The sequence below is a fragment of the Bradyrhizobium sp. WSM3983 genome (assembly GCF_000473045.1).
GTDB lineage: Bacteria > Pseudomonadota > Alphaproteobacteria > Rhizobiales > Xanthobacteraceae > Bradyrhizobium.
In genome coordinates, this window is the sequence record NZ_AXAY01000010.1 from 24,598 (window position 1) to 49,995 (window position 25,398).

The following is a 25,398-nucleotide window of genomic DNA, read 5'->3' on the forward strand; positions in this document are numbered from 1 at the left end:
CGTGTCTCTGCACGCTGTCACAATCGCGTAATGCAAGTGACATTCTCGCGCAGCACGTCTGACAAGTGCGCCCCCTAGCTTGAAGTGCACTGAAACAATTTTTTCAGACTTCAGAAACGGACAGAGGGGTGTGCAATGCTTTCGAGAACGACACGACGTCTACGCGATCGCACCGTGATCACCGCCGCGATCCTGTCGCTGATGGGATATGACGTTTATGCGGCGGACGCCAATTCGCTCGGGGGGAGCAACAGGAACGGAGATCGGACTGAGTCGCCGATCAAGCATGTGATCGTTATCCTCGGCGAAAACCGTACGTTCGACCACGTCTTCGCCACCTATGAGCCGCATCGTCCGGGCGAGCGTGTCGACAACCTGCTCTCCAAGGGCATCATCACCAAGGACGGCTTGCCCGGACCGAACTACGCCAAGTCGGCGCAATTCTCCGCCTTGGTCAACAACACCTACTCCATCAACCCCGGCCAGAAGGCTCCCTACAACAGCACGACCAACAAGGTGGAGGCGCCGGGAACCTCCTACGCACCGCAATCTTGCTACACCTCCGTTGATCAGGCCGCGCTCAACGGGCCCGGGTGCGTCGCAACGCTGCAAATCGCCCAGCAGGCGGATTACGGCCTCCGCCAGCAGGATCTGCCGCTGCTCACGACGGGCGCCACAGGACTGCCGGGCAATTCGCCGGACTCGCGCATACTGGATTTCGACAATCTGCCGAACGGAGCCTATCCGCTGGTGACGCTGGCGCAGGCCGGCGAAACCCCGACCAGCCTCTACAAGACCTATGGTGGCAGCCCGGTGCACCGGTTCTACCAGATGTGGCAGCAGCTTGACTGCGATGTCACCAAGGCCACACACCACAATCCGAGCGGCTGCCAGGCCGACCTCTTCACCTTTGTGGAATCGAGCGTTTCCTCGGGGAGCAACGGCAATCCAACGCCGCACGCCCTCAAGGAAGGCGCGATCGCGCTCGGCTTCTACAATGTCGCCAAGGGCGACGCGCCCTATCTGACCGAGCTTGCGCGCAAGTACACGCTCAACGACAATTTCCACCAGAGCGTGATGGGCGGCACGTTCGCCAATCACATGATGATCGGCTACGCCGATGCGCTCTATTATGCCGATGCTAACGGCGACCCCGCGAAGCCTGACCACGTGCTGATCCCGGGCTCCAATCCGCCGCAATATGTCAACGAGATCGAGAACCCGAACCCGGCGCCTGGCACCAACAATTGGTATCTCAATGACGGATATGGTGGTGGCAGCTATTCGAACTGCTCCGATCCGGGCCAGCCGGGCGTTGGTCCGGTCGTCACCTACCTCAACGCCATCCATGTGCCGCCGCGCTGTGCGCCGAACGCCTACTATCTCCTGAACAACTACGTGCCGGCCTATATCGGCAGCGGCGCCACCGATCCGAACAACAACGGTCCCTTCACCTTGCCGCCTGTCATCAAGCAGCGGCACATCGGCGACGCACTGACCCAGGCCGATGTCTCCTGGGCCTATTTCGGCGAGCGCTGGAATGACTTCAAGACCGCGCCTGGTGAAGGCACCAATTTCGGCGCTCTGGACCCGGTCGCCTATCTCTATTGCAACATCTGCAATCCGTTCCTGTTCTCCGCCTCGGTCATGACCAATGCGGCGCAACGCAATGCGCACATGAAGGATACGCTCGATCTCTACGACGCCATCGCCGATGGCAATCTTCCGGCCGTGTCTTTCGTCAAGCCGAGCACGTTCAACGACGGACATCCGTCGTCCTCGCGTGTGGATCTCTTCGAGTCCTTCACCAGGAACATCGTTGACAAGGTGAAGTCCAACAAGGAGCTGTGGAAGTCGACCGCGATTGTCATCACCATGGACGAGGGTGGCGGCTACTACGATTCCGGCTATATCCAGCCGGTCGACTTCTTCGGCGACGGCACGCGGATTCCGCTTCTCGTCGTCTCCAAATATTCGCGCGGCGGACACATGTCGCATGAATATGGCGATCACGTTTCGATCACCAAGTTCATCGAGCGCAACTGGCATCTCAAGCCGCTCGGGCCCAAGACGCGCGACACGCTGCCCAACCCGATAGCGTCGGACGACAATCCCTATGTTCCCGTCAACCGGCCCGCGATCAGCGATCTCTTCGGCGATTTCAACTTTGCCGATCGTCGCGACAATGACCGCGACGACGACTGACCGCAACTGACGCGTCCACCGATCGACCCGGGGGCTGATTGGCCACCGGGTCGATTTCATCACTCGTCGTGTCATGGAGTCATTTGCGTGGATGTTGCGCTCTCAGGGAGTGCCGCTTCGATCGACGTCGCGCGTGATGCGTTTGCCGGAGGCGACGTGGGTGCCGCGGAACAGATCTGCGCCAGAATTCTCGGCCAAAATCCCTCCGAGTGGCGTGCCTGGGCGCTGCTGACAGAGACCGCGCTACTGCGGGGCAGGCAGGATGCAGCGGCCGTCAGCCTCGATCGGGCCGTCGCTCTGGCGCCGACAAACCCGATTGTGCTGGTGTTGCGCGCGAAATGCCTGTTCATGACTGGTGATACGCGCCAGGCCTGTGCGGCGACCGACGTCGCGGCACAGCATCTCGACGATGCGCCGGATGCGCTCGATGCGGTCGGTGCGATGTTCGGTCTGCTCGGGCTACAGCAACGGGCGAGAGAGCTCTTTCGCCGCGCCGTCCTCGGGCAGCCGGATGTGCCGCAATATCTTTTCAACCTGGCCGCTACCGAGCGGATGATCGGCGCACTCGGCGATGCCGAAGCGCATTGCGACGCGGCCATCGCCAGCGACCGCCATTACGGCCTTGCACACTATTTGCGGTCGGACCTGCGTATCCAGAGCCCCGATCGCAATCATATCGACGAGATGGAGGCGCTGATCGGAGAGGGAGGTTTGTCTGCTCCGAGTGAGATCATGCTGCGCTTTGCGCTCGGCAAAGAGTGCGAGGACATCGAGCTCTGGGGGCGCGCCTTCGATCATGTCGAGGCTGGCTGCGACCTGCAGCGCCGGTCGCTTTCTCGCGAGCCCGCCGCCGAAATTGGCGAGATCGATGCCATCATCCAGGCGCACACGCGACGCTGGATCGAAGTAGCGCCGCGCGGCTACGCCGATGCCGCGCCTGTCTTCGTCACCGGCCTGCCGCGCACCGGCACGACGCTGGTAGAGCGCATCGTCGCGAGCCACTCGGCGATGCATTCGGCTGGCGAGACCGGCGCGTTCGCAGCCGAGATGCGCCGCGCCATGGCAGAGCGGCCGGGCGGCCGCGACCCCGAAGGCATCGGCAGGCGCTATCTGGATTCGGCCGCCGCGCTTCGCGTGCCAGCCAATGTGCGTTTCATCGACAAGTCGCTGGAGAATTACCTCTATTGTGGTCTCATCCACGCGGCGCTACCGTCCGCGAAGATCGTCCTCGTGCAGCGGCATCCGATGGACGCGTGCTGGGCGATCTACAAGGCGCACTTCCGCGGCAAGTTCTCGTTCTCATATCAGCAGACCGAGCTTGCGGACTATTATCTTGCGTACCGCCGTCTGTCGCGGCACTGGCGCACCGTGCTGCCAGCGAATACACTCATGGAAATCAACTACGAGGACATTGTGCGGGATCAGGCGACGGCAAGCCGGGATATCATCGACTTTCTCGGGCTTCCCTGGGAAGATGGGGTGATGCGCTTTCATGAAAGCCAGGCGCCATCGGCGACTGCCAGCGCCGTTCAGGTGCGCCGGCCGGTCTACGCGTCTTCGGTTGGAAAATGGCGTCACCATGCCGAACGGTTGAGACCGCTCCGTGAACGCTTGGCACGCGAGATTCCGGAAGCGGAGCTGGCGTGACGATGCTGCGACCATCGATGCTCCTCGTGATCGCGTCTGCTGTCCTCCTGGCCTTCGGTCGAGCCGCGTCAGCCGAGGTGAAGGTCGAAGGTCGGCCGGAGGCCGTGCATCTCGAAGTCCAGAGCGCTTCGCTCCGCGATGTGCTAACGGCACTGCAAGAGCGCTTCAACCTGCGTTATCGCACCGCCGATGCGCTCGACACGCCGACGACGGGAGTCTTCGATGGACCCTTGCGGCGCGTGGTGGCCCGGCTCCTCGGCGGCCATGACTATGCGATGCAGGTCACCGCTGACGGCCTCGACGTACTGGTGCTGGCGCCGCAACAACCCGGCGCCGCCCCGGTCGCTGCGGTGACGCCGGCAAATGCGGCCAGGCCTCCGCTAACGGCCCCGGAACGCAGGCATTTCGAGCGCGGGCACCTGCGCTAGGACGAACGACAGCGCCTTAGCCCGCGGTCACATCCACCAGCTCGCCGCCCTCGAGAACCTCGGCTGCCTTGGCGCCGATTGCCGGTGGTACCGTGCGCCAGCACGGTGCCATCGAAATTGACGATCAAGCCTTCGCCGATGGAATCGAACGAGCCGTCGAGCCGCACATGCAGGCCTTTGCGAAGACGATAGTCTTGCTCGGTTGGGCCGCCGGCCCCAAAGACATGCCTTCGCCCATTGTTGCGCCGCGACGTGCCTCAAGTCTCGGCTTGACCCTCCAATCCACCCAATGTCAGACTTATGACATGAGTACAGCAAGGCGACATATCGCCAGCCTTCGCGACGAATATGCCGAGATGACGCGGCAGCGCATCGTTGCGGCGTTTGTCGAGACTCTGGAGGATGAAGCTGCCGACGACATTTCCATGGCCGCGGTGGCCAAGCGTGCGAAGGTGGCCGAGCGGACCATCTATCGGCACTTCAAAACCCGCGCGGAGCTGTTCGCGGCGGCCGGCGAATGGATCGAGGACAACGTCTTCAGCTACATTCCCTTCACTTCGCCCGACGAACTGCCCGAGATCTTCCGCAAGCTGTGCAAGCGGTTCGACCGTCATCCGCATCTGGCGCGCGCCATTGCGATGACTCGGGCGGGCCGCCGGGTGCGCGCCGGCTTCCGGCGGCACCTGATCGACCAGCATCGCAAGGCGATGGCGCCGCTGGTGCGGCATCTCCCCGCGAAGGACGTCCGCCAGGCGGAGGCGCTCGCGTCCTACCTCAACAACGTGCTGGCCTGGAACGCGATGCGCGAGGATTTCGGCATGACGAGCAGCGAGATCGCCGATGCCATCGAGTGGGCGCTCACGACCCTCCTGAAGGACGTTCGGCAGCGCGATGCAGCCGCCGCGCGCGGCGGCAAGGCCGGCAAATCGCCGAGGAAGCGGACCGGGGCTGCGAAAGTACCGGCATAGAGCGAGGCAGGTCATGAATGCGACACCCGACGATCTCCTGATCAACGCGCCCGACGAGGTTCGCATCCGGCAGGACCTGGTTCTGACGTCGCTCGGTCGCCGCCCGGCCGATCGCGCCTTGCGGGTCGGCAAGTTGCTTGATGTGCACAGCCGCACCTGGAGCGAGGATCAGGAGATCGTCTTCAAGGGCCGGCGTATCGCGTGGGTGGGGCCAGCCGGAAGTTATCCCGGCGAGGTCCGCGAGCGTGTGCATCGGCCGGATCTCGCGGCCGTGCCCGGCTTTGGTGAGGTCCACAAGCATATCGAAAGCTCGCATCTGACGCCGGAATGGGAGGCGGCGCTGGTGCTGCCGCATGGCAATACCTGGACTTGCGAGGCAAGCCACGAATTCTCCAATGTCAATGGCGCCCGCAATCTCGAATTCTGGTTCGAGGCACGCCGACGCGGCTCGCCACTCAAGATCTTTCCGCAGCCCGGCTCGGCGGTGCCGCCGACTGCGTATGAATGGCGCGGCGGCTGGTATGGCCACGATGAGCAGGCGCGCTTCATGAGCGAAAGCCTGATGGTCACCGGCCTCGACGAAGTCATGGACTGGCCGGCGGTGTGGAATCCCGACAACCCGTCCTACAAGCGGCTCTGGGGCATGATCGAGGCGACGTTCGCAGCGCGCGGCGTCGTCGAAGGCCACGCCTCGGGCCTGCGGGACCTGCCCTCCATCAACGCCTTTGCCGCGGCCGGGCTCGCCTCCGATCACGAAGTGCAGACTCCGGAGGAAACCTGGGACAAGCTCACCCGCGGCTTGTTCGTCGAGCTGCGAGTCTATGCCATGGACGAGATCGTGAAATGGCTGCTCGCGAAGGGTTTGCAAGACTGGTCGCAGATCGCGTTCACCACGGATGACCGCAGTGCCAGCCATACGCTGGAGCTTGGCGCCAGCGATCACAATGCGCGGGTCGCGATCGAGGCCGGCCTTGCGCCGGAAATCGCAATCCAGTGTCTCACCATCAATCCGGCGCGGCACATGCGCCTCACGCCGTTCGTCGGCAGCCTGGCTCCGGGGCGCTTCGGCGACGTCGTGCTGCTGTCGGATGTTGCCAAGCTCACGATCGCCGAGGTGTGGGCCGATGGCGCGCAGGTCTCCGACGGCAGGCGTTATCTCGGCGGAGTGCCGGCGATCGAATGGCCAGAGTGGGCGACCAAGACGGTCAATATCAAGCGCACGATCAAGCCTGAGGATTTCGAGCTGCGGGCTGAGCCTGGCCGGGCCACGATGAAAGCGGCGGTGATCCGCCCCTTCCATTGGCATCCTGAGTTCTACACCCTCGAATTGCCGGTCCGTGACGGTGCCGTGCAGCGCGACGAGAGCGAGGCCGTCACCAAATTTGCCATCGTCGACCGTTTTTCCGGCGATGGTCGCGTCGCAAAGATGTTTTGGCGCGGTTGTGGACCGCGCACGCCGGAGACCGCGGTCGCCTGCTCGGTGGCGCACGACAAGCACAACATCTGGGTGGTCGGCTCGTCCGACGCGGCGATGGCAAAGGCGGTGAACGCGCTGATCGAGCTTCAGGGTGGCTGGGCGCTGGTGCGCGAGGGCGAGCTCGTTGCCACCGTGCGTTTCGAGGTCGGCGGGCTGATGAGCTGTCGTTCGGCGCAAGCGCTCGATGCCGAGATGCAGGCGCTTTATGCGGAAGGTCGCAAGGTCGACTGGATGTACGAGCCGACGTTCCGGCCGCGCTGGTATCCGGGATTTCCGGAGAGGCTCATGTTTGCGACGCTGACCTGTGCGCCTTGGAGCTGGGTGCTGGTGGCGCCGTGCGAGCAGGCGCCGCTCGGTTTCATTAACGTGCAGACCGGCGAAGCGCATCCGGTGGTCTGGTAGGGGGAGGACTGCGATGAACGAGATGACGAAGCCGCAGGCTGGTCCCGCCGAGCCGGCACCGCGCGCAGCCTCGGGACTGCTCGATCGGACCTTTGGCCTCACAGAGCGTGGCACGAGCGTCGGCCGCGAGGTGATGGCCGGCGCGACGACGTTCGCGGCGATGGCCTATATCATCGCCGTGAACCCGGCGATCATGTCCAACACCGGGATGGACCGTGCCGATCTTGTCAGCGCCACGGCGCTCGCCGCGATCTTTGGCTCGGTGATGATGGGGCTGTGGGCCAATCTGCCGCTTGCGGTGGCGCCCGCGATGGGCTCGAACGTCATCTTCACCTATGTCATCGTCAAGCAGATGGGCATGCCCTGGCAGGGCGCACTCGCAATGGTCGCCTTCACCGGCGTGCTGTTCCTGATCCTCAGCCTGTCGAAGCTGCGCGAGAAAGTCGCGAAGGACGTGCCGGAAGCGCTGAAGATCGGCATCCAGGCGGCTGTCGGTACCCTCATCGTCTTCATTGCGCTACGGGGCGCCGGATTCGTGGTGCAGAATCCGTCAACCTATATCGCCATGGGCTCCTTGCGCAGCCCGCCGGTCCTGCTGACGCTGTTCGGTCTCCTGCTCACGCCGGTGCTGGTGGTGCGCCGGGTGCCGGCGGCGCTGATCCTGTCGATCGCGGTGCTCACGCTGATCGGCTTCTTCGTCCCAAGCGCCAACGGCAAGATGGTGACGTCAGTGCCATCAGCCATCATGGCGTGGCCGCGCTGGCCGACCAGCACCTTCATGGCGCTCGACATCGGCTATCTCTTCAGCCATTTCGTCGTCGCGCTGCCGCTGCTGTTCTATTTCCTGTGCGCCGAATTCTTCTCAACGCTGGGCACGCTGATCGGCGTAACGGGGGCCGCCAATTTGCGCAAGCCCGACGGCTCGATCCCGAATGCCACCGCCGCATTTGCGACCGATGCGACGGCTTCAATCGTCGGGCCGCTGCTCGGAACCTCCGTCGTCACGGCCTATATCGAATCCATCACCGGTGTGCAGGCCGGCGGTCGCACCGGCCTGACCTCGTTGACCGTTGCGGGATTCTTCTTTCTCGCGCTGTTCTTCTGGCCGATCTTCGTCATCATCCCGCCGCAAGCGACCGCGCCCGCACTGGTGCTCGTCGGCGTGCTCATGATGCAAGGACTTGCCCGCATCGACATGACCGATCTCGTCAACGCCGTTTCAATCGTGCTGACGCTGCTGATCACCGTGTTGACCAACAACCTCATCAACGGAATGGCGCTGGGCACGCTGAGCTACATCGCTCTGGAAGTGGCAGTCGGCCGGCGGTCGCAGATTCCGGCGATGGTGTGGGGACTCGGGGTTGTCTTCGTCGCATATGCGATCGTGATCGCACAGATCTTTTGACGCGTACGTTAAGCCGCGAGGTCCAGCAACCGGCATGATCCGCGCACCAGCACCTTGCGTCCGATGGGAGTCATCGCGGGCACGCCATCATCAATGACAACGAGACCAAGCTTGACGAGGCTGTCGACGAGATAGGCCTTCGAGAGGCGATTGTTCGCTACGGGATTACGAAGTGTGCGCAGGGCTGCCCATTGATCCGGCGAAAGATCGAAGTCGAAGTCGTCGTTCATGTTGCCTCAAGCGATAGTCACGTTCGTGCGCCCCTGTTAGCGGCGCTGCATGAAGACCATGCGACGACAATGAGTCGGGAATTCGGTGAGCTGTTTAGAACTTCTCTTCACGAATTGCCGCAGTCCGTTGCGCCACAATAGTTAAGATCGTTCGGACACGATTATCGTCCCGGTCTCTGATCACTAATTGATGATCTTCATTTGATGTTGCGCTGCGACGACCGCAGTGCACGGGAAGCGCTGCTGTCTCATTTTGCGTCACGATATGCACAGAAATGGTGAGACCTTGGGTTCGTGCTTCTGCTACGTTGATTCGCTGGGAACGGCTTCACACGACGACAGGAGTGTGAGAGCATGAACAGGCTGGTGGAAATTCGCAGTCAGGAATCCCTGTGCCGTGAGCGTGCGGCGCTCGATTTTGAGCGTCGGGTTTTCTGGCTTGGCGAAGCCGAGGAATGGGAACAGCGCGCGCTCGACGAAATTGCCTATCACTTTCGCGAGTGCAATGTCGCTCACTCGGAGCTCACGCGCTTGGAGCTTGCGCGAAGCTGACGTTGGCCGTGCGCCCAAAACTTACTGGTAAGTCGCAACGATATCGGAGACCGCGCGCTCGAGCTGCTGCGCGGTGGCGCATTGCCGCACCACGCTGCAAAAGGTCGCATAGCGCGGCATCTCGGAATCGCCAAAGCCCCAGGCGAGCCGTCCTTCGGGGTTGAGCCAGACCAGTCGCTTCGAGCGTTCGGAGACGCGGCGCAGAATGTCCGCGCGAGGGTCGAGATTGTTGCTCCGGGCGTCGCCGAGCACGATCACCGTGGTCTGTGGCGTCAGCGTGCTCATGAAGTCTTTTTCGAAATCGACCAGCGAAGTGCCGTAATCGGACGAGCCGAAGCCGACCTTGGACATGATCTCGGCCATCGCCTCTTCGGGCGACTTCTTCTCCAGGATCTCGCTGACCTCGATCAGATGCGACGAGAATGCGAAGGAGCGGACATCGTCCACGACCTCATGCAGCGAGTGGATCAGGAGCAGGAAGAAGTCCGAGACTTGCGCGACCGAGCCGGAGACGTCGCATAGTGCCACAATCTTCGGCCGATCGCGGTGCTTGCGCTTCCACGCGGTGAGGAAAGGCACGCCGCCCCACGCGGCATTGCGGCGCAGCGTGCGGCGGACATCAAGGTGGCCGCGGCGCTGGCGCTTGCGCGGCTTCGAATAGCGCTCACGCAGGCGGCGCGCGATCTGGCGGATCAGCGCCCGCATCTCCGCCACCTGGCGCCGCTCGATGCGCGCGAGCGGCGCATTGCGCAGGATTTCGTGGCGGAGGTTTTCAGCCTCCTCGCGGGCATAGAGCGCAAGTCCCTGCGCGACCGTGTCGCGTACCGCTTCACGCAAGGCATCGAGCGCGCCGCGCAGGCGCTCGGCCAGCGCGGGATTGGTTGCCATGAGTTCGTCGAGATCGTCGCGCAGGCGCTGAAGGCCCATGGCGTCGAGGATGCGACTGGAGAAGATGCCGCGCTGGGTCGAATAGCGGATGTCGGAGAGCGAAGCTGCGCCGGATGCGCTGGCGATTGCGGCTGAGATCGCATTGCGATCCTGCGACAGCAGCATCTGTGCGAGCGGGCCCAATCCTTCCGGAGACTGGCCTCCGCCGGCTTCGCTGTCCGAGCCTGAAGAGGGCGACTGATCGGCCTCCGGCGAAGCATCGTCGCTATTGGGCTTGGGCTGATCCTGCCGCGGTTCCGGCTGGCTGAAGAACAGATCGAAACAATCGCCGAGCGCAAGCTTCTCGTCCTGCGATTTGGCGAGGGTCAGGAGGAGGGCGTCGCGCAGGATGGCACGGTCGGTGAGACCGATCTGCGCGACGGCGCGCATCGCATCGATGCTTTCGGCGGGCGACACATGGACGCCGGCCCCGCGCGCCGCCCGAAAGAAACGATGGAGGTTCTCGCGCATCGGGCGTCAACCGAAGACGTTGGACCGTGCCGCCTTGGCAATGAAGGTCGTGATCTGGGGGTGCGCTGCCTCGATATCGGCCTCGTATTTCAAGAGCACGTTGAGGGTGTCCTTGACGATCTCGGTGTCGAGCTCGGAAGCCTGAAGCAGCACAAGCACGCGGGCCCAGTCGATCGTCTCGCTGACCGAGGGCAGCTTCTTCAAATCGAGCGAACGGATCTCGTGGATGAAGCCGACCATCTGCCGGCGCAGGGCCTGCGAGATGCCGGGCACGCGGCTCTCGACGATGCGCTCCTCCAGCCGCTGCTCGGGGAAGCCGATATGCAGATGCAGGCAGCGCCGTTTCAGGGCGTCGCCGAGGTCGCGTTCGCTGTTGGAGGTGAGGATCACCGTCGGCGGCGTGATCGCCGAGACGGTGCCGAGCTCCGGGATCGTGACCTGGAAGTCCGAGAGGATTTCCAGCAGCAGCGATTCGAATTCGGCATCCGACTTGTCGATCTCGTCGATCAGCAGCACGCAGCCGCCCGGCTGCTCCAGCGCCTGGAGAAGGGGACGCGGCTCGACGAACTCCTTGGAAAAGAACACGTCGCCGAAATCATGAAGTTGTTCGAGCGCGGCGTGCAGCGTCTGCGCGCCGCCAAGGACTTCGCCGAGCTTATCCTTGAGGATCTGGGTGTAGAGCAGCTGCTTGGCGTATTTCCACTCGTAGAGCGCCTTGGCCTCGTCGAGGCCTTCGTAGCACTGCAAGCGGATCATCTTCATGCCGCGCCAGGCGGCAATCGCCTTGGCAAGCTCGGTCTTGCCGACGCCCGCAGGACCCTCGACCAGGATCGGCTTTTCGATCTGTTGCGACAAATAGACGGCAGTCGCGATCTGCCGGCTCGCAATATAGCCTTGCGCGGCGAGGCCGCTCTCCACTGCCTCGATCGAGGTCGAGGGCTTCTGTTCAGCCACGAAAGGGCGCTCCCAAAGGTCTTGCTTGAGGCTTGTTCTGCCTGCGTTCCCGGCAAAGAACAAGCCTCGTTTGGGATGGGCCTGATCCGCGCTGACGGCTGCTTTTTCCGTTCAGCGCAAATACTTAAGGGGCGACTTATGGTGCGGTCAGTGCCGCAGCAGCTCCGGCTTGTGGATGGTCTGCCTGACCTCGGCGCCGCAATCGGCGCATTCGTAGACGAAGTCGATTTTGGCAAGGCTCCAGTGCGGCTCGATCTCGCGCACATACATCGGCAGGAACCCCATGCACGTCGGGCAAATCACAGGCGCGATTTCGATATCCTGATGATGCTGTACATAAGCTGGCATCTCGGCTCTCCTTCGCAGGCGACCACCAAACCCCGCGCAAAGGCTACTGCCGGTCGCGTAGATGCCGTCATCAACTCTTTCGAACAGAGACGGAACGGCGAGGGTTTGTCGTTCGCTGTGACATTCTTGTTACGTCCTCTGTACTGTAACCGGCGGACCAAATGCCTATTTATCCGGCCGATCCGCTTTTTCGGACCATCAACGCAACGATAAGGGAGCAACGCCCATGACCCATGCCACGACCCATGCCATTCGTTTTCACAAGACCGGCGGTCCGGAAGTCCTGGTCTGGGAGGAGGTCAACGTCGGCAAGCCGGGGCAGGGCGAGGCGCGCATCCGCCACACTGCCGTCGGTCTCAACTTCGTCGACATCTACAACCGCTCGGGTGTGTATCCCGCGTCATTGCCGAGCGGGCTCGGCAGCGAGGGCGCGGGCGTCGTCGAGGAGGTCGGGCCCGGCGTCACCGATCTGAAGCCGGGCGATCGCGTCGCCTATGGTGCATCACCGCTCGGCGCCTATTCCGAGGCGCGGCTGATCCCCGCCGACCGGCTGTTGAAGCTGCCTGACGGCGTCGACGACAAGACTGCGGCCGCAATGATGCTGAAAGGGCTGACCACGCAGTACCTGATCCGGCAGACCTATCGCGTGAAGGCCGGCGACACCATCCTGCTGCATGCGGCGGCCGGTGGCGTCGGCCTGATCCTGAGCCAGTGGGCAAAACATCTCGGCGCGACCGTGATCGGCACGGTCAGCAGCGACGAGAAGGCAAAGCTCGCCAAGGCGCATGGCTGCGACCATGTCATCATCTATACGCACGAGGATTTCGTGAAGCGTGTCGACGAGATCACCGGCGGCAAGAAGGTGCCGGTGGTCTATGATTCCGTCGGCAAGGACACGTTTCTGAAGTCGCTGGACTGCCTCGCGCCGCTTGGCGTTGCCGCGCTGTTCGGCGCGTCCTCCGGCGCGGTAGAGCCGCTCAATCTCGGCCTGCTCGCCCAGAAGGGCTCGCTCTACGTCACCCGCCCGACGCTGTTCACTTACGCCGCCAAGCGCGAGAACCTGGTCGCGATGGCGAACGAGCTGTTCGACGTCGTGAAATCCGGTGCAGTCAAGATCGAGGTGCGCCAGACCTATGCCCTGAAGGACGCTGCCAAGGCGCACGCCGATCTCGCCGCGCGCAAAACCACGGGATCGACCGTTCTGACGGTGTGATTCTGGACTGGCGATGGCACAGGCTGCTTCAGCCTGCGTCACGTCCGTTCGTGCTTGCGCAAGTCACGGACGTGATCGAAACGGATCGCATGGAGGTCGACGTCCTCAGGCGGAACCTGGGGGAGGGCGGCCTCCGTCAGGATCGCCTCGGTCACGTCCTCGACCGAATTCTCTCCGATTTCGTGGATGAACGAGATGTTCTGGTACTCGCCTGAGGTGATCCGGGAGATGACCTCGCGTCTTGTGATCTCGGGATCGACGATGGCCTCGCGACCGCGCCGCCCGTAATCGATCATCACGACGAAATACTGCATGAAACGATCCTGCCGCGCCCTCAAAGCCTGGAGCGCGGCAGAGTATTTCCGAAAAACGGAATTAAGTCAAGTCTGATTTCCAAAAAACAGAAATCGGCGCCTACCGGCCCTTCTTGCGGGGGCGGGCCGACTTGGCGCGCAGCCGCTCGAGCTGGCCCTTGGGCATCGAGAGGCAGATCTCTCCGACCCAGTCGAGCTTGACGCCGACGATCGGCTTGGCGTTGAAGCTGTTGAGGTTGACGACGGAGGGAGATTTGCCCCGCTCGATGGTCTTCAGATAGCGCTCGCCGGTCTTGAGCCGGACCACGGCCTCTTCGCCATAAAAGCTGGACAGCGGATGACGTTGGTCCTTGTAGACCACGATCACGTCGCCGCTTTCGTATTTGGGCAGCATCGAATCACCGACGATCTCGAAGGCGACGGTCTCTTCCATGATCGGGAAGGGCAGCGCGATGTCGCCGAGCCCCTCCGGCGGAACCTGCTCGACATCCGGTTCGATCACGGCGCCGGCACCGACGCGGCCCATGATCGGCGCGAGGTTCAGCTCAAGATATTCCATAATCGGAATGATTTCCGAGGCCTTCACCAGGCGCTCGCCACCGAGGATTTCCGACACCGCGCCCGGGCGCACGCCCATCGCCGCGGCCAATCCGCCCTTGCTCTTGCCCGTCTTTTCCAGGCCCCGCTCGATCATTGCAACGTCCAACATGGTGATTCCCTCGATTGCCCATGGCTCTGCCTCTTGTAATCCGAAATTCGGAATTGATGCAATTATGAATATCAGAATTCCAGCTTGACTTTACTTTCGGAATAACGGAATGTGTGTTCCGCCTCAGGATCGTGTGATCGGGGCGCATCACAGGACAGCAGCATGGAACCGGGCCATTGGTCGTCGGAGCATTCCGACGCGCTTCGCGACTATTTTTTCAAGGGATTGTCATATGCGGAGATCGGAAGGGAGATTAACGCAAGGTTTGGAACGGCTTACACGCGCAATGCGGTGGTTGGTCGCGCCAAGCGGCTCGGGCTCGCCGAGCCCGAACGGATGACGAGTCCATCGATCGTGCCGTCCTTGCCGGGCGAGTCCGGTCTGCACGCGCCGCCTCGTGTTGCAATACCCGGCCTGAACCTTCCGCCGCCATCGGCACTGAAGCCGGCCAATCCGGTCAAATTGCGCTGCGTCGGCGTCCGGCCGCGCCTGATGCCGCTGCTCGAGCTCGAGCGTGGCGATTGCCGCTATCCCTATGGCGGTGACGAGGAGGGCGAGGAGATCAGCTTCTGCGGTCACCCGCGTCAGCCCGGCTCGAGCTATTGCGCGCCGCATGCGCATCTGACCCGCGGACCCGGAGCCGCGTCGGGCCGTACCGCCGGTGCCGTCGTGCTGAGGCTGGTCTCCGCCGCCTGACCAATGCTGCCAGTGTCCCTTCTTATCCCAGCTCGCAAGGAGAATCCGAGTGGCACGTGCCAGACGTAACATGTCCTACAAATTGACCGAGCTGCACGACCGGCGGTCACGCGATCTGCCGTTCAACGCGGAAGTGACGAAAGTCGAGGTCGATAATCCCCTGGCGCTCGATCTGGACGAGAAGATCGTGGCCATGCGGTCGATTCGCAACGATCCGCTCGGCCGGCTGCATTCGCACCGCCAGATCGACGAGGCGCAATATCGAGGTGGTCGCGCCTACCAGAACGACTGGGAAAGAGCGGCGCGGGGCCCCCAGGCCGTGGATCCGACCCGCGAATATGTCGATGGCACGCGCTCGCGAGAGCCCGTCACCGAGAGCCAGCGCCAGGCCGTGTTGCGGCTGAACCGGGTCGAACATGAGCTCGGCACCGACGGTGCTGCGCTGGTGCACGACGTGCTGGTACTCGGCCTGACCATGGACCAGATCGGGCAGCGGCGCGCTGTCCGCACCCAGCGCTGGAACGACTATTTCGCACGGCGTTTTCGCGAATGTCTCGATCGGCTGGCGCTGGTCTACGGCTTTGCGACGGATGCATCGGCGCGGCGTCGCTGAACGAGGCTGCCGGCGGCTTTCGCCGCCGGCATTCTTCAGTCGTTCCTCACGGATGCGGCATGATCTGGTAGGGCGTGGTATAGGGCTCGACGCGGAGCGAGGCGTTGGCCAGCAGCCCGATCTTGGCGGTTGGCGCCTGCTGCATCTCACCGTTCTGTCCGCGATGCACGTTGTATTGCCAGACGGTAAGGTCGCCCTTCTGCGCCAGTGCATGCGCGACCGCGCTCGCGTCATTGCCGCCGAGCGCCTGGAGCTCCTCGGGCGACAGCCCGACGATGATCTCGTCCTTGATGGTGACGATCTTGAAAAGGTTCATTTTGATCTCCTGCGCCCATGCGCCCTGTGCCGAGAGTGTAAGAAGCGCAACCGCGGCGCCCTTGGTGAGATCGCAGCGAGAAAGCATGCTGTCGTCCTTTGCTGACGCGCGCCCGAATCGAACAGTCCATCAGCCATGGCGCCCGTGATCTGCGTGGCCGTTTCGCAACGGCTTGGTCGTGCGATCTTGAACAACGGTTCACGGAGCGAGAAGTATCGGGGAGCGATGAACCCTGACGTGGGGCGGCGAGTCCAAGCCGGGAGAACAAGGGAACTCGTCGGATGAAATTCACCCGCACTATTTGTCTGTTCGCATGGCTCGGTACGGCCGGGCCCGCTGTGGCTGCGGATCCCTTCTATATCGGCAGCTGGACACTGACGACGGCCGTGGTGGCGCCATGGGCTGATCCGCACCGCAAGCCTGACGATGCCGAGCGCGCGCGGCTGATGGGCAAGACGGTGGTCCTGAAGGCCAGGGAGATCTCCGGTCCGCGTCCATTTGCCTGCGCCAGGCCACAGTACAAGGTGACGGACTACGGTCCCGACATGCTCTTCCAGGGCGCATTCGACGAGATGCAGCGCGCCGACAAGAAGGCCGATCCCAAAGCCCTTGCCGCTTCGTTCGGCTTTGCCGGGGCCCGCATCAGGACGCTGGAGACCGGGTGCGAGATCGACGTTCATTTCGTGGACGATGCAACCGCCGAAATCGGGCTCAACGATTACGTGTATACACTGAAGAAGCGTTAGTCCGCGGCTGCCAATCTCCGTTCACACCGGAAACAAGGTGAAACGCAGGTCTAATTGACAGCGATCAGGGCTGTGTGGTGACTGATTGCTGCTTCTTGACGCAGGTGGGTGACGGCAGCGCGTATTCCTGTTATCCGGAATTGCCGTAGCACGATGCCGATGAAGCATCGCTAAGTCTGACGGTTTGGCTTGCTCTAGGGGTTGTTCCTTGTCATAATTGCAACTTCTCGGGTCGGCCGAGTCTCTCCAGATCTGCAGCTCAGCATGCCAACCTGCTGGGGTGTTCCGACCTAGAGTTCGTCGCCATGGCGTTCGGTGACGGCGTGCGGTTCTCGATCGGGCTCCCGATGTCCGACCCCGAAGGGCCGAATCCTGTCATAGGTGCGAGATGAAAAACCTCAATTTCGCGGCTGAACTGCATCTTAAGCTCGGCGCACCCGCGAACGGTACCGTCGAAAGTCTCCGCCTGCTGCGCGCCTTTCTCAAGCTCGCCCCCCGGCAGCGCTTTGAGGTCATCAAGCTCGTCGAAGACCTCGTCACCGACGAAACTATCCCCGAACATCCGCTGTCTTGAGCCCGGTCACGGGCCGACATTACCCTTTGTCCACCTTTCAGACCGGAAGCGGACCGCCAGGTGGCAGCCGTTGCCGGAGCTTGGCCGCTGGGACGAGGTGCGACAAATGTGATAATCAGTCAGGAAAAAGAGGGAGGAGTGCGACCATGATCGAACCGAAGCTCGAAGTTCCGGCCGAACTGCGTGACCTGGCTGAGAAAACCATCGACCAGGCCGAGAAGGCATTCGGCATGTTTTTCGATGCCGCCACCAAATCGATGTCGTCCGTTCCCGGAGCGAGTGCGGACGTATCCAAGCAGGCGCTCGCCTTCACCGAGCAGAACATGAAAGCGGCATTCGAACACGCTCGCAAGCTGGTTCACGCAACCGATCTTCAGGAAGCGATGCGAATCCAGTCCGAGTTCCTGCGCAGTCAGTTCACCAATGCCGGCGATCACATGCGTCAGATGACCGGCAACTTCATGCAGCCCGGCAAGGGAAATCCTGACAAGGGAAAGTTCTGATCTCCCGCGCAGCGGCCGTGTGCTTACAAATAGATCTTGCGCAGTGGCGCGCTGCGCATTTCAATTCCGGTGCAGGTCCATGATGGGCCACCGGATGAACCTCATTCGCCGTCCGTCATCCTTTCTGCTGATCCCTGCCGGTTCACCCGGCAGGGATTTGCAGTTTGAGGGCTTGGCGCGGCCTATTGGCGCAGCGATCCGATATAGGCGGCAATGTCGGCGGCTTCGATCCGGCTCAAGGGAAAGTTCGGCATTTTCGGATGCGGGTCGAGCAGGAAGAAGGCGAGTCTCTCCGGGCTGAAATCAGGCCTGCGCGCAACCGATGCGAAGGAGGGCACGTCGGCGCTGGCCTGGGTCTGGCTGCTCGCCACGACATGACAGCTCGCGCACCAGTGCCGGGCGAGATCGGCGCCGTGATCGGCGTCAGCCGCGAGAGTGGGCGACGTACTGAGGCCCGAGACTGTCGCGACCAGAAGCCTAACTCGTCTCACGTGTTCGCGCATCTGATCCCCTGTCTAAATTCGATTGCGGACCATGTACCTAGCCGCAGCACGATCCCGGAAATTGCGAGAGGTCGATGCGGGCGATGATCGACCGCAGCAGCTTGCGAGCCGAACGATAGAAATGGCGTACGAACCCGGGCACCCGCGCCGGAGGCAGACCAAGGCCTCGAGTATCAAGGCTCGCCGTATCAAGCCTTTCGATATGGTGCGACACGTGCCTCTCCCATGCTGTACCGCCCTTCTATTGTGGCCGGCATGGAGCTGCGTTGATCTGCCGCAAAGCGTCCCGGCTAGTAGTCGCCGGGGTTCATGATCATCGGGGTGGTTGTATCGGCCGGCGCGAGCGCGCTGCTGGCACTGTCGCGCAGGAAGCGGTCAAGTGTCGCCTGGATCTTCTCCTTGACCGAGCCGGGCCCGCGATCGCTCATCTCGGTATGCTGCGCACCAGTATGGATGATGTCGATGCCGCGCGCCTTGGCCTCTTCGGGCGTCGGCAGCACGCCGGGGTCGGTCTGGAAATGCGGATCCTTGGAGCGGAACGACAGGATCTTCATGCGGTCGTTGAGCACGAAGGGCACCCTGAGATTGTCGAGCGTGATCACCTTCGACACGAGTTCGGGATGCTGCTGGGCGACATACATCGAGACGTCGCCGCCGTTGGAATGACCGACTAGCGTGATGTGATCGTAGTCAGCGTTCTCCTGTCGCCCCTTCAACGTGTTCAGCACGTAGAGGATGTTGGCCTCGCAACGCATATAGACCTCGCGCCGGCCGACATATTTCTGGCCGACACGGGTCATCAGGGGCGGATCGCTCGGCAGATCCTGCTGGATGCTGGCAACGAGATAGCCGCGCGCGGCAAGCACGTTGGCGAGGAAGGAATACTCGGTGGCCTTGACCGTGTTGCCGTTGCTGATGATGGCGACCGGAAGCTTCCACAGGCCAAGATTGGCCTTGGTCTCGTAGTCCCGCCGCACCGCGATCTCGACCGAGATCGGCCGCTGGCGCGCGGCGTCGAACAAGGACAGCATCTCGTGACGGATTGCGAATTTGCTGACGACGACATATTGGCCCGCCGCAAGGACGCAGAGAAAGGCCAGGATTGCAAACACCCTCTTCATGGTTCCGTCTCAATCACTTTTGACTGAACATGGCCATTGAAAACGTCCGGATCGAGCGATCGTGAGCACGTTACGGGATTAAATTTAGGCAAGTTTGTGAGAAGGACCCCAAAAGGGCCGGATCGAGGCGAGGATCGCGCGGCTAGAGGCAGCCGCCTCTGCCGCGTTCGGGGCAAAGCCTGAACGCGCTCGACAGGGTGAACAGGAAGCGCGGGCTGCGGCGCTCATTGTCCGGCGCCCGGTAGCTCAGGGGTACGGCCACGCCGAAATCCGCCTGGAAATCTTGTGGCAGGAAGAACCGTACGCCGGCACCGGCCGACGTCAGCGCCAGGCCGTCGCTCAGCCGGTAACCGTCGTTCCAGACTGCGCCTGCGTCGCCGAAAGCGTAGAGCTGGTAGCCGCTCCAGTAGCGGAAATTGAGCTGGTGGTCGAAGTGCAGCTCGAGCGAGCCGGCAAGACCGTTGTCGCCACTGATCTCGGCCGCACCATAGCCGCGGCCGAAGGCTGCGCCGCCGAGATAGAATTGCTGGGAGGTGAATAATGGCCGCGACGCGGTCTGGCTCGCCGCAGACAGCTTGAGCGACCAGGCGTCATTGAGGGTTTGGTAGCGCGTGAACCAGAAATTCAGCACCGAGAAATTCGAGGACGCGCCGTTGCGTGACAACAGATCATCGTCGAAATGCGAGGCGCCGAAGACGTCGAGGCCCTGGCGAAAGGTCATCGTCGCGTAGTTGGTGCCGCCGAAGCGATCCTGGAGGCGGTAGTCGGCGGTGAGGCTCGCGGTCCTGATGTGGTCGTTGTACCAGGGGCCGTAGAGATCGTGCTCCGACACATTGCTGAAGGTCGCGGCCGCAGTCAGAGTCAGCGAGGAAGATTGCGACTGGAGCGGGACGATGCTGGCACGCACCTCGAACGCCTCGGTCGTGGTGATGTCGCTGTCGAGGCGCCGGGCATCGCCCGGCCGGGCCGCGCTGTAGAGGACGGATCCACCAAGCCGCACGCCGTCGACGCCGACCGGGGCGTCATAGGACAGCCGTGCGAAGCCGAGCTCGCGCGGATCGTTGGCAATGGTCGACAGGTTGACGGCGAGTGTGTCGCCGGGCGTGAGGTAGGAGTTGAAAGCGCCCGTCGCGTAAGTCTGCCACGGACCGACCGACGACGAGCCGAGATTGTCCTGGCCGAACGAGGTGAAGACATGCCAGGTCTTCAGATGGACAGTGAGGCGGAAGCGACCGGTCGCTCCGCCGATCTCCTCCAGCGCGGTATCAGTGATCCGAACACCCGGCCTGCCGTTGATGAGGTAGAGCTGGCGTTCGAGCGTTGCCAGGCGCGACGGCTGCTCGGCCAGGACCGGTCCGAGCATCGGCCTCACGCCGAACTGCTCTGCGCCATCGCCTTTGAGCTCGGTCTCGACGATAGCGCCTTCGATCACCTGGATCCGGACACGGCCATCGGCGATGTCCTGCGGCGGCACGATCGCCCGGCTCAGATGGAATCCCTCGGCGCGGTAGAGATCACTGATTGCGCCGGCAATCGCGGCGAGGTCGGCTTGCGAGACCTTCTTGCCGAGATAGGTCTGGTAGACCGCGGCGATGCGATCGTGGGGGATGATGTGGGCGCTGCTGACGTTGATAGTGCGCAGCACGAACTGCGGCCTGGTATCCCCGCCGGTATTGAGCTGGCCGATCGAGGGCAGCTTCACCGGAGGCCGGCCCAGAGATTCCTGATCGGTTTGGTTCTCAAAATACTTCTCAGGCTGGCGCGGATCGAACCCCGGCTGGTTCGCCTGCTGCGCGAGCGCCTGCGGGATTCCCGTGAAGATCGGTGCCATCAGCACCAGCGCTGTAAGGAGATGCCGCTTCTCAACGCGCGCAACCAGCTGTTCTCCGTAGTATGACGGAGACGTGCCCATGAGCCGGTAAGGGTTCGTTAGCTGCATGATTTCTCATAGTTTTTTATGGTCAATGAACCGTTAATGCGGCCGCTCCGCTGTCCTCGTCCCGCTAAGTCTATGTTGAGTGATTTCGCATACGCCTCAGGACTGGCTGTAATGCGGACCGAGGATCGTCATGCTGGGCAGAGTTGGAATGCGGTGCGCCGTTATGGCAGCGCTGATCCTGGGGACGGCGTCCGGTGCATCCGCTGCGGATGACGGCGTCTGGTCGGTCAGCAAGTCATCGGGCGAGGTCTGGCTCGCGACCAATGGCGCGCAGCAGGTGTCGCTGAACCAGGAAGAGACGCTGAAGCCGGGCGATACCATTCGCACCGGGCGCAACGGCCGCGTGCTGCTCGTTCGCGGCGAAGAGACGATTTTGATCTCTCCCAACTCGGTGGTCGGCGTGCCGGCCGAGAAGAAGGAGGGACTTTCGACCACCATCATCCAGCAGGCGGGTTCGATCCTGCTCGAGGTCGAGAAGCGCAACGTCAAGCATTTCGAGGTCGAGACGCCTTATCTTGCTGCGGTGGTCAAGGGCACGCATTTCAGCGTCACGGTGGGGGCAGGCAGCACCAAGGTTGGCGTGCTCCGCGGCCAGGTTGAGGTCTCCGATTTCAAGACCGGCCAGATCGCCCAGGTCATGCCGGGACAGGTGGCCACCGCCTTTGAGCACGGCAAGCCCGGTCTCAGCTTGAGCGGCTCCGGCACGCTCAATCCAATCGAGCAAGGCAAGCCGCGCGCTTCGACGATCGAGCGCGTCCCTGTGCCGAAGTCGGGCCTGCCGGTGCCGCGCAATGCGGCGAACGGCCATGCGATCCAGGCGCTCGGTACGATCGGCACCAAGACGGCCGGCGGACCGACGCAATTGCGCCAGGCAAATGGAGCTCAGGCGCTCAAGACCGGCGTGGTACGCATTTCGAGTTCGCTTGGCGAGATCAAGCTGAACTTCGACAAGGTCACGCATGGGCTCGCTCACGACGCCGTCGCGCCGGGGCGGGTGCGTAACGCGAATGCCAGCACCGACACGGTGTGGAGCGATAGCAAGTCGAGCACGACGACCACCGCCGCTAACAGCACCACCGTCACGGCAGTCACCGTGAGCAGCAGCGCACCCGCTTCCAGCGCCTCATCAACCTCATCGAGTGTGACGACGACAGTTGCGACCACCGTCGGGTCCACCATCGATGCGCTTAGCGGGAATTCCGGAAGCGGTGGGTCTGGCGCGACCGGCAACGGGAACGGCAATAGCGGCAACGGCAACAACGGCAACGGAAACGGGAATGGCGGCAGCAACGGCAACCACTACGGTTGGTACAAGCATCACTAGGACCGTGCCGTCGTCATAAAGGGGGAGCACTTGGCGGCGAGCGCCGCCAGTGCAGGGGAGCCAGGTGAAGCGCTATCGGCCACATATCCTTGTCGTGATCGCGCTGGCAGTCGTGCTGTCGACGGGATGGCACGGCTCGCTTCGCAACGCGCTCACCGACCTGCGTTTTGCGTGGGAGCCGCGCTCTGCGAGCGGCAACGTCGTCGTGGTGGCTATCGACGCCCCCTCGATCGATCAGATCGGCGTGTGGCCCTGGCCGCGCAGCCTGCACGCTGACCTCCTGCACAGGCTCGAGGCCGCCGGCGCGCAGGACGTGGCTTTCGACATTGATTTCAGTTCGCCGTCCGATCCGGCCTCCGACGAGGCCTTCCTCAAGGCGCTTCGGGAGGTCGGCGGCTCGACAATCCTGCCGTCCTTTAAGCAGCCGACGCCCAATGGTGGTGCGGCTCACATCAATCGTCCGCTGAAGCCTTTCGGCAACCAGTCGTGGCCGGCTGTCGTCAATGTCGCGGTCGAGTCCGATGGGCTCGTTCGTCGCTATCCGGTCGGGGAGAAGCTCGGCGATGTGCAGATGCCGTCGATGGCCGTCTTGCTGGCCGGGCAGGACGCCAATCGGCGGCCGCCCTTCCTGATCGACTTCAGCATTCGGGCGGCGTCCATTCCGAGCGTTTCCTATGTCGACGTGCTCCGGGGAGACGCCGCGGCGCTCGACAAGCTGAGGGACAAGAAGGTCATTGTCGGTGCCACGGCACTCGAACTGGGCGACCGGTTCAGTGTTCCAAATGGCCGCATTGTCGCGGGGCCCGTCCTTCAGGCATTGGCGGCAGAATCGGTCCTGCAGAACCGCATGTTGCGCTGGACGTCCGACGCCGGCATGATCGCCAGTCTCGGCGTGATCTGCCTGTTGATGATGTACTCATGGCGCCGTGTCGCGCCGGGTGTCCGCGTCGCGATCCTGGTCGCGGCCGGAGCGGGCGTCGAACTGACTGCGGTTCTTGTACAGGAGCGTTGGCCGCTCGTCATCGACACGTCGCTATTCCACATCGCGATCGTCGCCTATCTCACGGCCATCGCGCTGGACGAGATCGATTTCCGCAGTCTGTTGGGACGCATCGCCGAAAGCCGCTTTCACCGTATCGCAATGTCGCTCGGCGATGGTCTTGTCTGCACCGACGAAGACCACCGGATCACGGTCTGGAATCCCGGCGCGAGCGCGATCTTCGGCTATATGCCGACCGAAATCATCGGTCGCCCGTTTGAAATGCTTTGCGCGATCGCGACGGAAGCTGGCACAAAGACCTTTGCCATCCGCGACGCCGCGCGGCAGGCACTTCTGATCCCCGGCGGGGCCATCGTCGTGGAGTTCGAGGGCCGGCGCAAGAATGGCGAAACCTTCCCGGTCGAGGCGAGCTTCTCGGGTTGGCAGGGAACGGAGGGCTTCCAATACGGCGCGATCCTGCGCGACATCTCCGTGCGCAAGTGCGAGGCCGAGCGCGTCAGATATCTTGCCGAATATGATGCGCTGACCGGTCTTGCCAACCGCAATACGCTCCATGCGAGGCTGTCGAGCCTGATCATCGCGGCGGAGCGGCGGTCCTCCGAGGCCGCACTGCTCGTGCTTGGGCTCGATGGCTTTCAGCGCATCAATGATATGCTCGGACATTCGGCCGGCGACCTCGTGCTGCAGGCTGTCGCCGAGCGCCTGCGGACCGAGGTCGATGGCAAGGCGATCGTCGCCCGCCTCGGCGGCGACGAGTTTGCGATGGCGCTGAATTGCGCGGAGAGCGACGAGCCGATTGCCGCGTTCGCCGAGCGAATTGCGCGCGCATTTGAGGCGCCGCTCGTGACGGGAACGCGCCAGCACCGCGTCAGGATCAGCATCGGCGTCGCGGTCTATCCGGAAGGCGGAAAGAACGCGGATGATCTCCTGAGCAACGGTCATCTGGCGCTGAGCCGCGCCAAGGCGACCCGGCGTGGCAGCCATGTGATCTTCGAGAGCACCATCAGGCAGGAGCTGGAGAGCCGGCTGACGCTGGAGAGTGAACTGGCGCATGCCGCGGACCGGGGTGAGTTCGAGCTGTTTTACCAGCCCCAGGTTCGCCTGATCGACGGCAGTCTGATTGGAGCCGAAGCGCTGATCCGCTGGCGGCACGCGGCGCGCGGCTATGTGTCACCCGGGGAGTTCATGCCAGTGGTGAATACCTCGGCACTGTCCGAGCGGATCGCGAACTGGGTGATGGAGACCGCCGGCCGGCAGGCGCGTGCGTGGGAGCTCTCGGGCAACGCTGTACGCGTTGCAATCAACCTCTCGCCCTCGCAGCTCCACTCCGGCGACCTAGCGCATTCGGTCGGGGAGTTGCTGAGGACGACGGGACTTACCCCTTCGCTGCTCGAGATCGAGGTCACCGAGGACATCCTGCTGCACGACGAGGGCCGGGTGCTCGACATGTTCAAGCGGATCCAGCAACTCGGCGTCCGCATCCTGTTCGACGACTTCGGAACGGGCTATGCAAGCCTGAGCTACCTGAAGAAGTTTCCGCTCGACGGGCTCAAGATCGACCGCTCGTTCGTGCTCGATCTGCTCACAGATTCCGATGACGCAGCGATCGTCGGCTCGACCATCGGTCTCAGCAGGCAGCTCGGTCTTACGGTTGTTGCCGAAGGCATCGAGAATCGCGCTACCGCAGACTTCCTGGTCAGCATGGGCTGCGAGGAAGGGCAGGGTTACTTCTTCGGCCGTCCGATGCCTGCGGACGCGTTCGAAAAGCAATTTCTGGCGGTCGAGTTCGAAGCTGTCAGCGCTGCCTGAACGG

Annotated in this window: 25 protein-coding genes and 1 pseudogene; 15 read left to right on the forward strand and 11 right to left on the reverse strand. The window is 62.9% G+C overall.

The annotated features are described in order from the left end of the window. Window positions 1–135 precede the first annotated feature (135 nt). The 3 genes from YUA_RS0117650 (at window position 136) to YUA_RS0117660 (ending at window position 4,280) form a co-directional block, all read left to right on the forward strand. Window positions 136–2,205: an alkaline phosphatase family protein gene (locus YUA_RS0117650; protein WP_027531890.1), complete on the forward strand. Its 2,070-nt coding sequence runs from the start codon at window positions 136–138 to the stop codon at window positions 2,203–2,205. 87 nt (window positions 2,206–2,292) lie between these two features. After that, the gene (locus tag YUA_RS44300; protein ID WP_051383252.1) at window positions 2,293–3,852 is read left to right on the forward strand and encodes a sulfotransferase; all 1,560 of its coding nucleotides are present in this window, start codon (window positions 2,293–2,295) and stop codon (window positions 3,850–3,852) included. Further along, window positions 3,849–4,280 (forward strand): hypothetical protein, encoded by a 432-nt coding sequence (locus YUA_RS0117660; RefSeq protein ID WP_027531891.1) that lies wholly within the window; start codon window positions 3,849–3,851, stop codon window positions 4,278–4,280. The genes YUA_RS44300 and YUA_RS0117660 overlap by 4 nt, the downstream gene beginning before the upstream one ends. Window positions 4,281–4,360: 80 nt before the next feature. On the opposite strand, the pseudogene amiF reads toward YUA_RS0117660, so the two are convergent. After that, window positions 4,361–4,470, reverse strand: a pseudogene (gene amiF / locus YUA_RS52605) (formamidase); the annotation flags it as partial. A 115-nt stretch (window positions 4,471–4,585) separates the two neighbouring features. Between amiF and YUA_RS0117665 the strand changes: the two are divergent. The 3 genes from YUA_RS0117665 to YUA_RS0117675 are packed head-to-tail and all read left to right on the forward strand — an operon-like array spanning window position 4,586 to window position 8,532. Continuing rightward, the gene (locus tag YUA_RS0117665) at window positions 4,586–5,248 is read left to right on the forward strand and encodes a TetR/AcrR family transcriptional regulator (RefSeq protein WP_027531892.1); all 663 of its coding nucleotides are present in this window, start codon (window positions 4,586–4,588) and stop codon (window positions 5,246–5,248) included. Window positions 5,249–5,261: 13 nt separating this feature from the next. Beyond that, window positions 5,262–7,127, forward strand: coding sequence for an adenine deaminase (locus tag YUA_RS0117670; RefSeq protein WP_027531893.1), 1,866 nt, complete (start codon window positions 5,262–5,264; stop codon window positions 7,125–7,127). Between the two features lie 13 nt (window positions 7,128–7,140). Beyond that, window positions 7,141–8,532: an NCS2 family permease gene (locus YUA_RS0117675; RefSeq protein WP_027531894.1), complete on the forward strand. Its 1,392-nt coding sequence runs from the start codon at window positions 7,141–7,143 to the stop codon at window positions 8,530–8,532. Window positions 8,533–8,540: 8 nt separating this feature from the next. Here the strand turns inward: YUA_RS0117675 and YUA_RS0117680 are convergent, their stop codons facing one another. Then, complete coding sequence (locus tag YUA_RS0117680) at window positions 8,541–8,762, reverse strand: hypothetical protein (protein ID WP_027531895.1); 222 nt, start codon at window positions 8,760–8,762, stop codon at window positions 8,541–8,543. A 354-nt stretch (window positions 8,763–9,116) separates the two neighbouring features. Here YUA_RS0117680 and YUA_RS0117685 point away from each other — a divergent pair, with 354 nt between their 5' ends. Then, window positions 9,117–9,314 (forward strand): hypothetical protein, encoded by a 198-nt coding sequence (locus YUA_RS0117685; RefSeq protein WP_027531896.1) that lies wholly within the window; start codon window positions 9,117–9,119, stop codon window positions 9,312–9,314. A 21-nt stretch (window positions 9,315–9,335) separates the two neighbouring features. Here the strand turns inward: YUA_RS0117685 and YUA_RS0117690 are convergent, their stop codons facing one another. The 3 genes from YUA_RS0117690 to YUA_RS0117700 all read right to left on the reverse strand — a co-directional run bounded on the left by YUA_RS0117690 (window position 9,336) and on the right by YUA_RS0117700 (window position 12,014). Then, window positions 9,336–10,712, reverse strand: coding sequence for a VWA domain-containing protein (locus YUA_RS0117690; protein WP_027531897.1), 1,377 nt, complete (start codon window positions 10,710–10,712; stop codon window positions 9,336–9,338). A gap of 6 nt (window positions 10,713–10,718) precedes the next feature. Beyond that, complete coding sequence (locus YUA_RS0117695; RefSeq protein ID WP_027531898.1) at window positions 10,719–11,666, reverse strand: MoxR family ATPase; 948 nt, start codon at window positions 11,664–11,666, stop codon at window positions 10,719–10,721. A gap of 147 nt (window positions 11,667–11,813) precedes the next feature. Beyond that, a complete protein-coding gene (locus tag YUA_RS0117700; RefSeq protein ID WP_027531899.1) occupies window positions 11,814–12,014 on the reverse strand; it encodes a hypothetical protein in 201 nt (66 codons plus the stop codon). A gap of 226 nt (window positions 12,015–12,240) precedes the next feature. Between YUA_RS0117700 and YUA_RS0117705 the strand changes: the two genes are divergently transcribed. After that, window positions 12,241–13,227 (forward strand): quinone oxidoreductase, encoded by a 987-nt coding sequence (locus tag YUA_RS0117705; protein WP_027531900.1) that lies wholly within the window; start codon window positions 12,241–12,243, stop codon window positions 13,225–13,227. A 38-nt stretch (window positions 13,228–13,265) separates the two neighbouring features. Here YUA_RS0117705 and YUA_RS0117710 read toward each other — a convergent pair whose 3' ends face one another. Further along, window positions 13,266–13,541, reverse strand: a complete 276-nt coding sequence (locus YUA_RS0117710) for a hypothetical protein (RefSeq protein WP_027531901.1) — start codon at window positions 13,539–13,541, stop codon at window positions 13,266–13,268. Window positions 13,542–13,641: 100 nt separating this feature from the next. Next, on the reverse strand, window positions 13,642–14,250 hold the full coding sequence (locus YUA_RS0117715) for a S24 family peptidase (RefSeq protein ID WP_027531902.1): 609 nt from the start codon (window positions 14,248–14,250) through the stop codon (window positions 13,642–13,644). A gap of 162 nt (window positions 14,251–14,412) precedes the next feature. Here YUA_RS0117715 and YUA_RS0117720 point away from each other — a divergent pair, with 162 nt between their 5' ends. Both YUA_RS0117720 and YUA_RS0117725 read left to right on the forward strand, forming a co-directional pair. Then, window positions 14,413–14,946: a GcrA family cell cycle regulator gene (locus YUA_RS0117720; protein WP_027531903.1), complete on the forward strand. Its 534-nt coding sequence runs from the start codon at window positions 14,413–14,415 to the stop codon at window positions 14,944–14,946. Window positions 14,947–14,995: 49 nt separating this feature from the next. After that, window positions 14,996–15,559, forward strand: coding sequence for a hypothetical protein (locus YUA_RS0117725; RefSeq protein WP_027531904.1), 564 nt, complete (start codon window positions 14,996–14,998; stop codon window positions 15,557–15,559). A 46-nt stretch (window positions 15,560–15,605) separates the two neighbouring features. Here YUA_RS0117725 and YUA_RS0117730 read toward each other — a convergent pair whose 3' ends face one another. Then, window positions 15,606–15,962, reverse strand: a complete 357-nt coding sequence (locus YUA_RS0117730) for a hypothetical protein (protein ID WP_027531905.1) — start codon at window positions 15,960–15,962, stop codon at window positions 15,606–15,608. Window positions 15,963–16,156: 194 nt separating this feature from the next. Between YUA_RS0117730 and YUA_RS0117735 the strand changes: the two genes are divergently transcribed. The 3 genes from YUA_RS0117735 to YUA_RS0117745 all read left to right on the forward strand — a co-directional run bounded on the left by YUA_RS0117735 (window position 16,157) and on the right by YUA_RS0117745 (window position 17,698). After that, window positions 16,157–16,621 carry a hypothetical protein gene (locus tag YUA_RS0117735; RefSeq protein ID WP_027531906.1) on the forward strand — a complete coding sequence of 155 codons (465 nt, stop codon included), beginning with the start codon at window positions 16,157–16,159 and terminating at the stop codon, window positions 16,619–16,621. 388 nt (window positions 16,622–17,009) lie between these two features. After that, window positions 17,010–17,195 carry a hypothetical protein gene (locus YUA_RS0117740; RefSeq protein WP_027531907.1) on the forward strand — a complete coding sequence of 62 codons (186 nt, stop codon included), beginning with the start codon at window positions 17,010–17,012 and terminating at the stop codon, window positions 17,193–17,195. 146 nt (window positions 17,196–17,341) lie between these two features. Then, a complete protein-coding gene (locus YUA_RS0117745; protein ID WP_027531908.1) occupies window positions 17,342–17,698 on the forward strand; it encodes a phasin in 357 nt (118 codons plus the stop codon). Window positions 17,699–17,880: 182 nt separating this feature from the next. Here YUA_RS0117745 and YUA_RS0117750 read toward each other — a convergent pair whose 3' ends face one another. The 3 genes from YUA_RS0117750 to YUA_RS0117760 form a co-directional block, all read right to left on the reverse strand. Beyond that, window positions 17,881–18,201, reverse strand: a complete 321-nt coding sequence (locus tag YUA_RS0117750; RefSeq protein ID WP_027531909.1) for a cytochrome c — start codon at window positions 18,199–18,201, stop codon at window positions 17,881–17,883. A 290-nt stretch (window positions 18,202–18,491) separates the two neighbouring features. After that, complete coding sequence (locus tag YUA_RS0117755) at window positions 18,492–19,322, reverse strand: alpha/beta fold hydrolase (protein ID WP_027531910.1); 831 nt, start codon at window positions 19,320–19,322, stop codon at window positions 18,492–18,494. Window positions 19,323–19,464: 142 nt separating this feature from the next. Further along, a complete protein-coding gene (locus YUA_RS0117760) occupies window positions 19,465–21,261 on the reverse strand; it encodes a ShlB/FhaC/HecB family hemolysin secretion/activation protein (RefSeq protein ID WP_027531911.1) in 1,797 nt (598 codons plus the stop codon). 130 nt (window positions 21,262–21,391) lie between these two features. On the opposite strand from YUA_RS0117760, the gene YUA_RS0117765 reads away from it, so the two are divergent. Together YUA_RS0117765 and YUA_RS0117770 are read left to right on the forward strand one after the other, a co-directional pair. Next, window positions 21,392–22,585: a FecR domain-containing protein gene (locus YUA_RS0117765; protein WP_027531912.1), complete on the forward strand. Its 1,194-nt coding sequence runs from the start codon at window positions 21,392–21,394 to the stop codon at window positions 22,583–22,585. Window positions 22,586–22,649: 64 nt separating this feature from the next. Further along, window positions 22,650–25,394: an EAL domain-containing protein gene (locus tag YUA_RS0117770; protein ID WP_027531913.1), complete on the forward strand. Its 2,745-nt coding sequence runs from the start codon at window positions 22,650–22,652 to the stop codon at window positions 25,392–25,394. Window positions 25,395–25,398 lie beyond the last annotated feature (4 nt).